Origin of the sequence: Modestobacter marinus, assembly GCF_011758655.1 — a bacterium.
Taxonomy (GTDB): domain Bacteria; phylum Actinomycetota; class Actinomycetes; order Mycobacteriales; family Geodermatophilaceae; genus Modestobacter; species Modestobacter marinus.
Window position 1 is genome coordinate 1,813,854 of record NZ_JAAMPA010000001.1, and the last position, 12,982, is coordinate 1,826,835.

Genomic DNA, 12,982 nt, shown 5'->3' on the forward strand with positions numbered 1-12,982 from the left:
CCCGGTCAGCTCCGCATCTCGGCGAGGAAGCCGGTCATCTCGGTGCGCAGCTTCTCCGCCATCCGGGACAGCCCGGTCGTGTCTCCGGCCGGGCCCAGCGACGCGGAGCCGTCCACGGCGGCGGCGATCCCGTCGACCAGGCCGTTCATCTCCGCCACCGTGGTGCCCACGGTGCTCATGCCGGCGGCGACGTCGTCGCAGGCGGTGCGCATCGACTCGACCTGGGCGGTGATCCGCTCGGTCGACCGGGCGGTCTCGTCGGCGAGGTCCTTGACCTCGGAGGCCACCACCGCGAAGCCCTTGCCCGCCTCCCCGGCGCGGGCCGCCTCGATGGTGGCGTTGAGCGCCAGCAGCCGGGTCTGCGCCGCCACCGAGTCGATCATGGCGACGATGCCCTTGATCTCCGCCGACGAGCGGGTCAGCGAGTCGATCGTGCCGCGGGCGGCGGCCACCTCCGTGCTCGCGGCCGTGGCCGCCTGGGTCAGGCCGTGGGCCGAGGCGGACAGCTCGGTGGACGCCGTCGCGACCTGCTCGCTCATCCCGAGCACGACCGTCTCGAACTCGTCGGCCAGCTGCAGCCGGGACGTCTGCGCCTCGGCCACCCGGGACGCCGACTCCCGCATCGCCGCGCGGGCGGAGTTGATCACCTCGGCGCCCCGGCGGTAGGCGCCGGAGAGGCCGGTCAGCAGCAGCCTGCGGTGGAAGCGGCCCTCCGCCGCCGAGGTCAGCGCCGCCCCGGCCTCGCGCACGAAGGCGTCGGAGACGTCCAGCACCCGGTTCACGCTGTCGTGCAGCGAGACCAGCTCGGGGACGTCGCAGGACCCCGGCACCGGACGGCTGCGCGCCTCCAGGTCGCCGGCGGCCGCGCTCTCGCACGCGGTCACGAGCTGCCGGACGAACGCCCGGTAGACCTCCAGCTCCGCGGCCGCGCCCAGCTGGCCCTCCCCACGGCGGCGCGGGCTCACAGCTCCTCCTCGCCGATGACCGACCAGACGAACTCCTCGTAGGACGCCGCGTGCTGCGCGACCAGCTCGCCCAGCAGCCGGCTCGACGCCTCGACCGCGGCCCGGCCGTTGGGCTGGCGGCGCTCCTCGGCGACCAGCTGCGCGTACAGCGGGCGCACCGCGGCCACCGCCCGGGCGGTCGGACGGCGCCGGTTGGAGTGGTAGCCGACCACCCGTCCGTCGGCGCCGAAGGACGGCGTGACGTGCGCCAGCACCCAGTAGTTGGCGCCGTCGGCGGCCAGGTTGTCGATGTAGGCGAAGATCTCGTGCCCGTCGGTCAGGGTGTCCCAGAGCAGCTTGAACACCGCCTTGGGCATCTCCGGGTGCCGGATCAGGTTGTGCGGCTGCCCCAGGACCTCGCCCAGGTCGTAGCCGCTCACCCGCAGGAAGACGTCGTTGGCGTACGTGATCACGCCCCGGGTGTCGGTCTTGGAGACGATCAGCTCGTCGGCGGAGAACGTCCGCTCGACCCCCGTCGGCCGGACCGCCTGCCGCCTCGGTCGGGCCTCGTCGGGCGCCGGCCGTGTCGTGACCATGCCGCCCCCTTCTGTGTGCTGGACTTCCGGCACCGGTCGGTGCCACCTCGTCATCGGCAGGCCTGCGCCCCCGTTGACCCCGGTCGGCCGGAACGGGACGAAGGTCCCGAGCGGGCCGGTCCCTAGACTCCGCGCCATGCTGCTGTCCGACCGCGACATCCGAGCGGCCCTCGCGACCGGCCGGCTCGGGATCGAGCCCTACGAGCCCGCGATGGTGCAGCCCTCGAGCATCGACGTCCGGCTCGACCGGTTCTTCCGGGTCTTCAACAACGCCCGGTACACCCACATCGACCCGGCCGAGCAGCAGGACGACCTCACCACCCTGGTCGAGCCCACCGGCGACGACGCCTTCGTGCTGCACCCCGGCGAGTTCGTGCTCGGGTCGACGCTGGAGGTCGTCCGGATCCCCGACGACCTCGCCGCCCGGCTGGAGGGCAAGTCCTCCCTGGGCCGGCTCGGGCTGCTCACCCACTCGACGGCGGGGTTCGTCGACCCTGGGTTCACCGGGCACATCACGCTGGAGCTGTCCAACGTGGCGAACCTGCCGATCACGCTGTGGCCGGGGATGAAGATCGGTCAGCTGTGCCTGTTCCAACTGAGCTCGGCCGCCGAGCACCCCTACGGCTCGGCGGTCTACGGCTCCCGCTACCAGGACCAGCGCGGGCCGACGCCGTCCCGGTCGTTCCGCAACTTCAGCCGGGCCGAGACCCGCCGTCCGGAGCAGGCCTGAGCAGTGCCGCGGGTGGCAGGTGTCCGGCCACCCGGTGAACGGTGGCGCGTGGCCGGATGACGGACCGCCTTCCGGGGTAGGCCTGCCCCATGGACCCCCGGGACACCGCTGTTCTCCTCCCTCAGCCGTCGGGCAACCACGTCGTGGACGGCTTCTTCGACTGCGCCGAGGAATCGGCGCACTACGCGTTCTCGGTCCAGCTCCTGCTGACCCAGCACGCGACGCTGGTGCCCTGGCAGACCGAGGGGGTCGCCGAGCTCGGCAGCGGTGACGCGCGGGCCATCGCCCACGTCGTGCGGGCGGTGCCCGGGTTGCGGGTGCACGGCACCGACATCAGCGCCACGTCGGTCGAGCGGGCCGAGCAGACGATCAGCGGCCTCGGCGTGGCCGACCGCTACACCGTCGAGCACGGCGACTTCTTCGCCTGGGCCGACTCCCCGAGCGGGCGGGACGTCTCCACGGTCATCGCCAACCCGCCCTACATCCCGGCGCCGGACGCCGACATCCTGATGCCCGAGCTGTGGGGCGGCTGGTACGGCAACGACATGGTCCTGCGGCTGCTCAAGGCCGGGTTCGACCACCTGCTGGTCGCGCTGCCCAGCTACTCCGACCCCGCCGCCACCCTGTCCGCGGCGCACGACCTCGGGTACCGGGTGGCCAACTTCCTGGCGATGGGGCTGGAGTTCGGGGCCTACAGCGGGGAGCCGAAGGTCCGCGAGCACATCGCGTCGCTCACCGCGGAGGGGCACGGCTGGGCGGGCGGGGACTCCTACGTCGTCGCCGTCGCGCTGCTCACCCGGTCACCGGAGCTGCGCCGGGACCGGGCCACGGAGCTGCTGCGGGCGCTGCAACTGCCGGTCTGAGCGTCAGCGCTCGGCGCGCGGGAGGAGGACCGGCGGCTCCGCGCCGGCGACCTCGGTCTCCGGGAAGCCCTCCGGGTCTCCGCCCCGGCCGCCGAGGCCGGGCACCTCGTCGTCGACGTACCTCGGCCGGCAGATGCTCCAGCCGGTGGCCAGCAGCAGCCCGACCCCGGCGTAGACCAGCACGAACATGCCGGTGTACCCACCGGTGAGGCCGCGCAGCAGGCCGACCAGCAGCGGGCCCACCCCGGCCAGGGCGTAGCCCCAGCCCTGGGCGACGGTGGACAGGGCGCTCACCGACTCCGGGGTGCGTCCGCGCAGCCCGAACAGCGCCAGGATCATCGCGAAGGTGCCCATGCCCAGGCCGAGCAGGCAGACCCACAGCCAGGTCAGCGTGAGCGGGGCCAGCAGCAGGCCGGTCCAGCCGGCCAGGTAGCAGGCGATGAAGGCCAGCAGCATCGGCCGCTGGAGGTGCTGGCGGACCGCGCCCAGCGGGACGACGGCGTTCAGCGGGATCACGATCAGCGCGTTCAGCCCGACCAGGAAGCCGGCCGCATGCGCCGACATCCCCTGGTCGCGCAGGTACTGCGCCGTCCAGCCGACGATGACGTAGGCCTGCATCGACTGCAGGCCGAAGAAGGCCGCCATGGTCCAGGCCAGCCGGCTGCGCCCCAGTGCCCGCAGCCGCACCGCGGTGTGCCCGCCCCGGGAGGTGCCCGGCCGGACCGGCACGGCGAGCCAGGGCAGCGCCGCGACCAGCGCGAAGACCGCCCAGATGCCGAGGGCCCAGCGCCAGCCGTCGGCGCCGGCCGCCTCGGCGATCGGTGCGGTGGAGACGCTGGCGACAGCCCCGCCGATCGCCAGCGCGGTGCTGTAGGCGCCCACCAGCAGGCCGGTGCGGTCCGGGAACCACCGCTTCACCAGCCCGGGCAGCAGCACGTTGCCCAGCGCCCCGCCGACCATCGTGGCCACGGTGCCCAGCAGGAAGACCCACACGTTCGGCACCGACACCCGCAGCAGCAGCCCGACCGCCATGACCAGCAGGGCCGCGGCCAGCACGTGCCCGTCGCGGAACCGCGCGGCCAGCGGTGGGCCGGCGAAGCCGATCAGGGCGAAGCAGATCAGCGGCATGCTGGTGATCAGTCCGGCGAGACCGGAGGAGATGCCGAGACCGCGTTCGATCTCCTCCAGCACCGGGCCGACGCTGTTCACCGCGGTCCGCAGGTTGAAGCCGGTCAGCACGATCGCCGTCCCGACCAGGACCAGCCCCTGCCGGGAGGAGGTGCGCGGCGGCGGTGGGGCGGCGGCGCGGGTCACGTCCGCTCATCCTCCTCCCGGGCCCCCGCCGCACGCGGGTCGGGTCGGATCGGGTCGCTATCGGGTGCCGGACACCCGCACCGGGACGGTGGCCACCTGCTCGGTCGTGCCGTCGGCGGCCAGCCGCAGCATCGCCAGGTCGTGCACGCCGTCCCCGGCGGGTGCGGCCAGTTGCAGGGTCGGGCTCACGCACTGGGGCAGCCGGAACGCCGGTCCGGCCGGGGTCTGGGTGTAGCTGACGGTGCTGCCGGCGTCGCCGCGGACCGGTTCGCCGTCCAGGGTCATCACGTAGTCGACGTCCTCGGCCCCGGTGACCCGGAAGCGCAGCGGCTGGCCGGCGGTGACGACGCTGCTGGCCACGGCGATCCGCGGGGCGTCGCAGTCGGCGGTGATCGGCACCTCCTCGGCGCCGCGCCCGCCGGCGACGGCGAGCACCGACATCACCACGATCGCGATGGCCAGCCAGGTCCAGTGGCGGCTGCGCCGGATCGTCGGGCGGTCGTCGGCCAGCGCTCGCTCGTCGTTGACGTCGCGGGCGTAGTGCATCCGGGTGCTGCGGGAGGCCGCGGCGCGCTCGGCCTCGCCCCGGCGACGGCCGGCGCCGTAGGGAGAGCTCATGCCGCCCAGTGTCCCTCCGCTCCGGCCCCGCACCGCCGACTGCCCGCTCACGCCAGCCGTCGCCTCTGCGACGTCCTCCTGCACCAACGACTGTCCCCTGCACCAACGACTGTCCCCCGCACCAACGCTGGTGCGGGGGGACAGTCGGTGATCAGCTCACCTGATCACTGCTGGGCGCCCGCCGGTCAGCTGTGCTGGGTGGCGGCGGAGCCGGTGCCGGCCGGGTCGTCGGGCTCGGTGCCCACGCCCGGTCCGGACTCCGTGCCGGGCGCGCCCGCGGGGGCCATCGAGCGGAGCAGGATCTGGCTGACGTCCAGCACCTCGACGGTCGACTTGGCCTCGCCGGCCTGCTGCTTGCTGGTCACCGCGTCGCTGAGCATGGTGATGCAGAACGGGCAGGCGGTGGAGATGACGTCGGGGTCGAGCTCGAGCGCCTCCTCGGTGCGCTCGACGTTGATCCGCTTGCCGATCTTCTCCTCCATCCACATCCGCGCGCCGCCGGCGCCGCAGCAGAAGCCGCGGTCCTTGCAGCGGTGCATCTCCTGGGTGGTGAGGCCCTTGACCGAGTCGAGGATCTCCCGCGGCGGCGTGTAGACCTTGTTGTGCCGGCCCAGGAAGCAGGGGTCGTGGTAGGTGACCTTGCGGTCGATCGGGGTGACCGGGGTCAGCCGCCCGTCCTCGACCAGCTGGCCGAGCAGCTGGGTGTGGTGGACGACGTCGTAGTCGCCGCCCAGCTGGGGGTACTCCCGGCCGATCGAGTTGAAGCAGTGCGGGCAGGTGGCGACGATCTTGCGCCGTCCGGCCGGGCGGTTCTCGAAGACGGCGTTGAGCGTCTCGACGTTCTCCTGGGCCAGCTGCTGGAAGAGGAACTCGTTGCCCATCCGGCGGGCCGGGTCGCCCGAGCAGGTCTCCCCGTTGCCCAGGACGGCGAACTCCACGCCGGCGATGTGCAGCAGCTCGGCGACGGCCTTGGTCACCTTCTTGGCCCGGTCGTCGATGGCGCCGGCGCAGCCGACCCAGAACAGGTACTCGACGTCGTCGGGGATCTCGCCGTCCACCTGACGGACCTCGAAGTCCAGGTCCTTCATCCACTCCTCGCGGACGTTGCCGCCCACGCCCCACGGGTTCCCGCGGTTCTCCAGGTTGCGCATCATCACGCCGGCCTCGGAGGGGAAGCTGGACTCGATCAGCGTCTGGTAGCGGCGCATGTCCATGATGTGGTCGACGTGCTCGATGTCGACCGGGCACTGCTCGACGCAGGCGCCGCAGTTGGTGCAGCTCCACAGCACGTCGGGGTCGATGACCCCGCCCTCCTCGAGGGTGCCGACCAGCGGGCGGTGCGCCTGCGCGTCGTTGGTGCCCTCGATCCGGGCGTACCCCGACGCCCAGACCTGCTCGTCGCTGGGCTCCAGGGTGGTGAAGTCGGCGAAGTTCGGCGCCTCGTCGGAGGCCTTGGTCGCGCCGGTCAGGTACGGGGCCTTGGCGTACAGGTGGTCCCGCAGGTCCATGATCACCATCTTCGGCGACAGGGGCTTGCCGGTGTTCCAGGCCGGGCACTGGCTCTGGCACCGCCCGCACTCGGTGCAGGTGGTGAAGTCCAGCATCCCCTTCCAGGTGAAGTCCTCGATCTTGCCGCGACCGAAGACGTCGTCCTCGCCGGGGTCCTCGAAGTCGATCGGCTTGCCGCCCGAGGTCATCGCCGGCAGCGGGCCGAGCGCCTGGCTGCCGTCGTCCTCGCGCTTGAAGTAGATGTTGAAGAAGGCGCTGAACCGGTGCCACGCGACGCCCATGTTGAGCACCCGGGAGATGGTGATCAGCCAGCCGAGCGAGACGACGATCTTGATGAACGCGATGACCGACAGCAGGTCCGGGTTGGCCGGGACGACGTTGGCCAGCGCGCCGGAGATCGGGTGCGACCAGGCGGGGGCGTCGGTCAGGTCGGCGGCGACCTTGATCGCGCGGATCAGCAGGATGCAGATGCCGATGGTCAGGACGACGGCCTCGACGAAGTAGCCGCGCCCCTCGTTGGACCCGGCGAACCGGCTGGCCCGGCCCTTGCGGCGCGGGTGGTCGAGCTGGCGGCGCACGATCAGGTAGAGGATCCCGAGGACCGTCGCGGTGCCGATCAGGTCGGCGAAGAGGTTCCACAGGCTCCACTCGCCGATGAGCGGCAGGTGCCAGGCCGGGTTCCAGACCTCGCCGAACGCCTCGACCAGGGTGAGGAACAGGCCGTAGAACCCGATGAAGACGAACCAGTGGGCCGCGCCGATGGCCGACCACTTGAGCATCCGGGTGTGGCCGAGGGACTCCACGGCGAGGGTCTTCAGCCGCGGGCCGACCGGGCCGGAACGGGTCGGGTCGGGCTGGCCGGTGCGGAAGATCCGCAGCATCGCGCGGACGGCCTTGGTGGCGTAGACCACCGAGACGACCAGCAGGATCACGGCCAGCGTGCCGAGGACGATCTGCAACGGGCCCATGAGCTCCCTCTCGTGCGTGCGCGGGCGCCATCGCCCACCCGGCACGGACACTAACCGGGCGGCCACAGGCTACTCGCGGGTAACCCCGGAGCCGCCGCCCGCGCCGGGTCCCGGCCACGGCGAACCCCACCTCCCGAGGGTCGCTCGGTCCGCGCGGGGGCGGATCGCACGTCCTGCGGTGAGGGCGGCACGCCTCCGACGAGGGCGTGTCACGAGCTGGGCCCCCGGGAACACAGCCGACACCCCTGCCGTTACGGTGGGCAGGAAAGTTGAGCGGACCAGGCGCAAGGCCCGAAGACGGGCGGCGCCGGCCCTCGACTCCCGGACCAGCACCACCCCGTCAGCAACGCTAGGAGAGGCCTTCCATGGCACGAGCAGTCGGAATCGACCTCGGCACCACGAACTCCGTCGTCGCGGTCCTCGAGGGCGGCGAGCCCACCGTCATCGCCAACTCCGAGGGTGCGCGCACCACCCCCTCGGTCGTCGCGTTCGCCAAGAACGGCGAGGTCCTGGTCGGCCAGTCGGCCAAGAACCAGGCGGTCACCAACGTCGACCGCACGATCCGCAGCGTCAAGCGCGAGATCGGCACCACCTGGAAGACCGGCGACATCGACGGCAAGCAGTACACCCCGCAGGAGATCAGCGCCCGGGTGCTGCAGAAGCTCAAGCGCGACGCCGAGACCTACCTGGGCGAGCCGGTCACCGAGGCCGTCATCACCGTCCCCGCCTACTTCGAGGACGCCCAGCGCCAGGCCACCAAGGAGGCCGGTGAGATCGCCGGCCTGAACGTGCTGCGCATCGTCAACGAGCCCACCGCCGCGGCCCTGGCCTACGGCCTGGACAAGGGCGAGACCGAGCAGACCATCCTGGTCTTCGACCTCGGTGGCGGCACCTTCGACGTCAGCCTGCTGGAGATCGGCGACGGCGTCATCGAGGTCAAGTCCACCGCCGGTGACAACAAGCTCGGTGGCGACGACTGGGACGAGCGCGTGGTCAAGCACCTCGTGCAGACCTTCAACGCCCAGACCGGCATCGACCTGGCCAAGGACAAGCTGGCCATGCAGCGTCTCCGCGAGGCCGCGGAGAAGGCCAAGATCGAGCTGTCCGGCGCGCAGTCGACGAACGTCAACCTGCCTTACATCACCGCCGGCGCCGACGGCCCGATGCACCTGGACGTCACGATCACCCGCGCCGAGTTCCAGCGGCTGACCCAGGACCTGCTGGACCGCACCAAGGCGCCGTTCAACCAGGCGATCCGCGACGCCGGCGTCAAGGTCGGCGACATCGACCACGTCGTCCTGGTCGGTGGCTCGACCCGCATGCCCGCCGTCACCGAGCTCGTCCGCGAGCTGACCGGCGGCAAGGAGCCCAACAAGGGCGTCAACCCCGACGAGGTCGTCGCCGTGGGTGCCGCGCTGCAGGCCGGTGTGCTCCGCGGTGAGGTCAAGGACGTCCTGCTGCTCGACGTCACCCCGCTCTCCCTGGGCATCGAGACCAAGGGCGGGATCATGACCAAGCTCATCGAGCGCAACACCACGATCCCGACCAAGCGCTCCGAGATCTTCACGACGGCGGACGACAACCAGCCGAGCGTGCAGATCCAGGTCTTCCAGGGCGAGCGCGAGATGGCCGCCTACAACAAGAAGCTCGGCATGTTCGAGCTGACCGGTCTGCCGCCGGCGCCCCGCGGCGTCCCGCAGATCGAGGTCGCCTTCGACATCGACGCCAACGGCATCGTCCACGTCCACGCCAAGGACCTCGGCACGGGCAAGGAGCAGTCGATGACCATCACCGGCGGCTCGGCCCTCCCGAAGGACGACATCGAGCGGATGATGAAGGACGCCGAGGCGCACGCCGAGGAGGACAAGAAGCGCCGCGACGAGGCCGAGACCCGCAACCTCGCCGAGTCGCTGCAGTACCAGACCGAGAAGTTCCTGGCCGAGAACGGCGACAAGATCCCGGCCGACAAGAAGGAGGAGCTCGGTGAGGCGCTGACCGAGCTCCGCTCCTCCCTCGGCGGGTCGGACATCACCGCGATCAAGACCGCGCAGGAGAAGGTCGCGCGGATCTCCCAGGAGGTCGGCGGGGCGCTCTACGCCCAGGCGCAGGCCGACGGGGCGCCCGGCGCTGCCGCGGGTGACGCCGGGTTCGACGGCGCCACCGACGCGACCGGTGCGACCTCGACCGGGTCCGCCGGGGACGACGACGTCGTCGACGCCGAGATCGTGGACGACGACTCCGACAAGCGCTGACCTCACCGTCGACGCGCAGGTGCACCGGCCCGGGTGACCGGGCCGGTGCACCTGGCGGGAGACGATGAGCCAGCAGGACGAGCAGGCGCCGCGGGTCGTCATCGGCGACGAGCGGCGCATCGACCCGACCAGCGGCACGGTCCGCGTGCCGGCCGGCGAGGAGCCGGCCGGTGCCACGCCGGAGCAGGGAGAGCAGATGAGCGAGCACGACAACGACACGAGCAGCTCCGGGAACGGAGCAGGGCCGGTCGTCGAACCACCGCCGACCGGCGGGATCGAGAGCGGGGCCGACGACACCGCGCGGCAGCTGGCCGAGCGGACCGAGGACCTGCAGCGGGTGACCGCCGAGTACGCCAACTACCGGCGCCGGGTGGAGCGTGACCGGGTCCTCGTCGTCGACCAGGCGGCCGAGCGCTTCGCCGGGCAGCTGTTCCCGATCGTCGACGACATCGAGCGCGCCCGGGACCACGGCGACCTGACCGGCGCCTTCAAGGTCGTCGCCGACCGGGTGCTGGGGCTGCTCGACGGCCTCGGGGTGACCTCGTTCGGCAAGCCGGGCGACCCGTTCGACCCGGCCCTGCACGAGGCGGTGCTGCACGACACCTCCCCGGAGGTGACCGAGCCGACCGCCACCACGGTGCTGCGGCCGGGCTTCCAGCGCGGGGACCGGGTGCTGCGCACCGCGATGGTCGGCGTGAGCGAGCCGGAGACCCCGGTCGCGCCCGCGGCGGCGGCACCGGAGGTCGTGGACGCCGAGGTGGTCGACACCGCTGCCGACGCCGGCCGGCCGGACGCCGACCAGCCGGGCTCCGGCCCGGCCGCCGGCTGAGCCCGACCCCCCGGCCGGTCCGGTCTCCCGTCCCAGGAGACCGGACCGGCCCGTCCCCCGCCCAGCAGAGAGGAGGCGCCCGATGAGCAGCACCCGGGACTTCATCGAGAAGGACTACTACGCGGCCCTGGGCGTCGCCAAGGACGCCGACGCCGCGGCCATCAAGAAGGCCTACCGGCAGCTGGCCCGTGAGCTGCACCCGGACAAGAACCCGGGCAACACGCAGGCCGAGACCCGCTTCAAGGAGGTCTCGGAGGCCTACGACGTCCTGTCCGACCCCAAGCGGCGCGCGGAGTACGACGACGCCCGCCGGCTCTTCGGCGCCGGTGGTTTCCGGCCCGGGGCCGGGGCGCCCGGCGGCTTCCCCGGGGGTTTCCCCGGCGGCGGTGCCGGCGGGGGCCAGCCGTTCGACCTCGGCGACCTCTTCGGTGGCGCGTCCGGTGCGCCCGGCGCCGGAGGACGGGCCGGTGGCCTGGGCGACCTGTTCGGCGGCCTGTTCACCGGCGGTGCCGCCGGCCCCGGTGGTGCCGCGCGTGGCCGCAGCCAGGCCGCGTCCGGTCCGGCCCGGGGGCAGGACGTCGAGACGGAGGCCACCCTCGCCTTCGACGAGGCCGTGCTCGGCGTGACCGTGCCGTTGCGGATGCAGAGCCCGGGCACGTGCCCGACCTGCGCCGGCAGCGGTGCCCGCCCGGGCACCAGCCCGCACACCTGCCCGGTCTGCCACGGTGCGGGTGTCACCAGCCGCAGCCAGGGTGCCTTCGCCTTCTCCGAGCCGTGCCGGGAGTGCCGCGGCACCGGCTCGGTGGTCGAGGACCCGTGCCCGGAGTGCAAGGGCAACGGCGTCACCACCCAGACCCGCACCATCACCGTGCGCATCCCGGCCGGGGTCAAGGACGGGCAGCGCATCCGGCTCCCCGGCAAGGGCGCGCCCGGCCGGCGCGGTGGCCCGGCGGGTGACCTGTTCGTGGTCGTGCACGTCAGCGGCTCGGAGCTCTTCGGGCGCAGCGGCAACGACCTCACCCTCACCGTGCCGGTGTCCTTCGCCGAGGCGGCGCTGGGCACCACGCTCACCGTGCCCACCCTGGACGGGTCGGTCTCGTTGAAGGTCCCGGCCGGCACCTCCAGCGGCCGCACCTTCCGGGTCCGCGGGCGGGGCGTGCCGGGCAAGTCCACCACCGGCGACCTGCTGGTCACCGTGGAGGTCGCCGTCCCGAGCCGGTTGACCCCCGGTGCCCGCGAGGCGATCGAGAAGCTCGCCGCCGAGCTGCCCGACGACCCCCGACCGGAGGTCACCGCCGCGCTGCGCAACGGAGCGGGACGATGACGCTCCCCGACCCCGGGCGTTCCTTCGCCGAGGACGCCCCGGTCTTCGTCATCTCCGTGGCCGCCGAGCTGGCCGGCATGCACGCCCAGACGCTGCGGCAGTACGACCGGCTCGGCCTGGTCAGCCCCGGTCGCACGGCCGGTGGCGGCCGCCGGTACAGCCCGCGGGACGTCGCGCTGCTGCGCGAGGTGCAGCGGCTGAGCCAGGAGGACGGCGTCAACCTGGCCGGGATCAAGCGGATCATCGAGCTGGAGTCCCGGGTCGAGGCGCTGCAGGCGCGGGTGGCCGAACTGCTCGACGAGCTGGAGCTCTCCGAGGCCCACCGGATCGCGGCCGAGTCCGCGGTGGCGGCGGCCTACCGCCGCGATCTGGTCCCCCGCACCGCCAGCTCGGCACTGGTGGTGTGGCGGCCGGCCGGCCGGTCATGACGGCTCCCGGGAACGCCGGGTCCGCCTCGGACGTGGAGAACGGTGTGACCGTCGACAGCGCCGCCCGCGCCACCCCGGACGGATCCGACGTGGATCGCGACCGGCAGGACCCGCACGCCGCCTACGTCGCGCTCGAGCGGGAGGTGGCCCTGCTGCTGCGCCGGTCCCGAGCCATCTCCGGCCGGCTGGGTGGCCAGCTGCACCAGGACCTGGACGGGGCGGCCTACGGCCTGCTCGTGCTGCTGGACGACGCCGGCCCGCTGCGCGCCAGTGACGTGGTCGCGCGGCTGGGGCTGGACAAGAGCACGGTCAGCCGTCAGGTCGCCTCGCTCGTCGACCTCGGCCTGGTCGACCGCGTCGCCGACCCCGACGACGGCCGGGCCCAGGTGCTGTCGACGTCGGAGGAGGGGCACCGGCGGCTGAGCCGGCTGCGCGACGCCCGCCGGGCGCGCTGGGAGGCCGACCTCGCCGACTGGGAGACCTCCGACGTCGCCACGCTCGCCGTGCTGCTGGGCCGGCTGAACCGGCTCGGCGAGGCGCACGAGGCCGAGGTCACCAGCCAGACCGAGTGACCGCCGAACGGCCCGCTCAGGCCCCGTTCCGAGGC

The 12,982-nt window shown here is 73.0% G+C and carries 12 protein-coding genes; 7 read left to right on the plus strand and 5 right to left on the minus strand.

Going from position 1 to position 12,982, the window contains the following annotated elements; all coding sequences use genetic code 11:
- Nucleotides 1–5: 5 nt before the first annotated feature.
- Both FB380_RS25930 and FB380_RS08595 read right to left on the minus strand, forming a co-directional pair.
- Entirely contained in the window at nucleotides 6–965 is a 960-nt protein-coding gene (locus FB380_RS25930) for a methyl-accepting chemotaxis protein (protein ID WP_229681829.1), read from the minus strand.
- A complete protein-coding gene (locus FB380_RS08595; protein WP_166754704.1) occupies nucleotides 962–1,540 on the minus strand; it encodes a PAS domain-containing protein in 579 nt (192 codons plus the stop codon). The genes FB380_RS25930 and FB380_RS08595 overlap by 4 nt, the downstream gene beginning before the upstream one ends.
- Nucleotides 1,541–1,676: 136 nt before the next feature.
- Here FB380_RS08595 and dcd point away from each other — a divergent pair, with 136 nt between their 5' ends.
- A complete protein-coding gene (dcd, locus tag FB380_RS08600) occupies nucleotides 1,677–2,270 on the plus strand; it encodes a dCTP deaminase (protein WP_166754705.1) in 594 nt (197 codons plus the stop codon).
- Nucleotides 2,271–2,359: 89 nt separating this feature from the next.
- On the plus strand, nucleotides 2,360–3,133 hold the full coding sequence (locus FB380_RS08605; protein ID WP_166754706.1) for a methyltransferase domain-containing protein: 774 nt from the start codon (nucleotides 2,360–2,362) through the stop codon (nucleotides 3,131–3,133).
- Between the two features lie 3 nt (nucleotides 3,134–3,136).
- Here the strand turns inward: FB380_RS08605 and FB380_RS08610 are convergent, their stop codons facing one another.
- The 3 genes from FB380_RS08610 to FB380_RS08620 all read right to left on the minus strand — a co-directional run bounded on the left by FB380_RS08610 (nucleotide 3,137) and on the right by FB380_RS08620 (nucleotide 7,542).
- Nucleotides 3,137–4,447, minus strand: coding sequence for a CynX/NimT family MFS transporter (locus FB380_RS08610; protein WP_166754707.1), 1,311 nt, complete (start codon nucleotides 4,445–4,447; stop codon nucleotides 3,137–3,139).
- Between the two features lie 57 nt (nucleotides 4,448–4,504).
- Nucleotides 4,505–5,065, minus strand: a complete 561-nt coding sequence (locus FB380_RS08615; protein ID WP_166754708.1) for a hypothetical protein — start codon at nucleotides 5,063–5,065, stop codon at nucleotides 4,505–4,507.
- 185 nt (nucleotides 5,066–5,250) lie between these two features.
- On the minus strand, nucleotides 5,251–7,542 hold the full coding sequence (locus FB380_RS08620) for a (Fe-S)-binding protein (protein WP_166754709.1): 2,292 nt from the start codon (nucleotides 7,540–7,542) through the stop codon (nucleotides 5,251–5,253).
- Nucleotides 7,543–7,907: 365 nt separating this feature from the next.
- On the opposite strand from FB380_RS08620, the gene dnaK reads away from it, so the two are divergent.
- The 5 genes from dnaK to FB380_RS08645 all read left to right on the plus strand — a co-directional run bounded on the left by dnaK (nucleotide 7,908) and on the right by FB380_RS08645 (nucleotide 12,947).
- Complete coding sequence (gene dnaK, locus FB380_RS08625; RefSeq protein ID WP_166754710.1) at nucleotides 7,908–9,794, plus strand: molecular chaperone DnaK; 1,887 nt, start codon at nucleotides 7,908–7,910, stop codon at nucleotides 9,792–9,794.
- A 64-nt stretch (nucleotides 9,795–9,858) separates the two neighbouring features.
- Complete coding sequence (grpE, locus tag FB380_RS08630; protein ID WP_166754711.1) at nucleotides 9,859–10,623, plus strand: nucleotide exchange factor GrpE; 765 nt, start codon at nucleotides 9,859–9,861, stop codon at nucleotides 10,621–10,623.
- A gap of 82 nt (nucleotides 10,624–10,705) precedes the next feature.
- Nucleotides 10,706–11,947, plus strand: coding sequence for a molecular chaperone DnaJ (gene dnaJ / locus FB380_RS08635; protein ID WP_166754712.1), 1,242 nt, complete (start codon nucleotides 10,706–10,708; stop codon nucleotides 11,945–11,947).
- On the plus strand, nucleotides 11,944–12,375 hold the full coding sequence (locus tag FB380_RS08640) for a heat shock protein transcriptional repressor HspR (RefSeq protein ID WP_166754713.1): 432 nt from the start codon (nucleotides 11,944–11,946) through the stop codon (nucleotides 12,373–12,375). The genes dnaJ and FB380_RS08640 overlap by 4 nt, the downstream gene beginning before the upstream one ends.
- A 44-nt stretch (nucleotides 12,376–12,419) precedes the next feature.
- A complete protein-coding gene (locus tag FB380_RS08645) occupies nucleotides 12,420–12,947 on the plus strand; it encodes a MarR family winged helix-turn-helix transcriptional regulator (RefSeq protein ID WP_229681830.1) in 528 nt (175 codons plus the stop codon).
- Nucleotides 12,948–12,982: the final 35 nt, after the last annotated feature.

What these genes read in the sequence shown, in the direction of transcription:
- FB380_RS08595 (WP_166754704.1), bottom strand. Translation starts at nt 1,540, where the DNA reads ATGGTCACGACACGGCCGGCGCCCGACGAGGCCCGACCGAGGCGGCAG.
- dcd (WP_166754705.1), top strand. Translation starts at nt 1,677, where the DNA reads ATGCTGCTGTCCGACCGCGACATCCGAGCGGCCCTCGCGACCGGCCGG.
- FB380_RS08605 (WP_166754706.1), top strand. Translation starts at nt 2,360, where the DNA reads ATGGACCCCCGGGACACCGCTGTTCTCCTCCCTCAGCCGTCGGGCAAC.
- FB380_RS08615 (WP_166754708.1), bottom strand. Translation starts at nt 5,065, where the DNA reads ATGAGCTCTCCCTACGGCGCCGGCCGTCGCCGGGGCGAGGCCGAGCGC.
- FB380_RS08620 (WP_166754709.1), bottom strand. Translation starts at nt 7,542, where the DNA reads ATGGGCCCGTTGCAGATCGTCCTCGGCACGCTGGCCGTGATCCTGCTG.
- dnaK (WP_166754710.1), top strand. Translation starts at nt 7,908, where the DNA reads ATGGCACGAGCAGTCGGAATCGACCTCGGCACCACGAACTCCGTCGTC.
- grpE (WP_166754711.1), top strand. Translation starts at nt 9,859, where the DNA reads ATGAGCCAGCAGGACGAGCAGGCGCCGCGGGTCGTCATCGGCGACGAG.
- dnaJ (WP_166754712.1), top strand. Translation starts at nt 10,706, where the DNA reads ATGAGCAGCACCCGGGACTTCATCGAGAAGGACTACTACGCGGCCCTG.
- FB380_RS08640 (WP_166754713.1), top strand. Translation starts at nt 11,944, where the DNA reads ATGACGCTCCCCGACCCCGGGCGTTCCTTCGCCGAGGACGCCCCGGTC.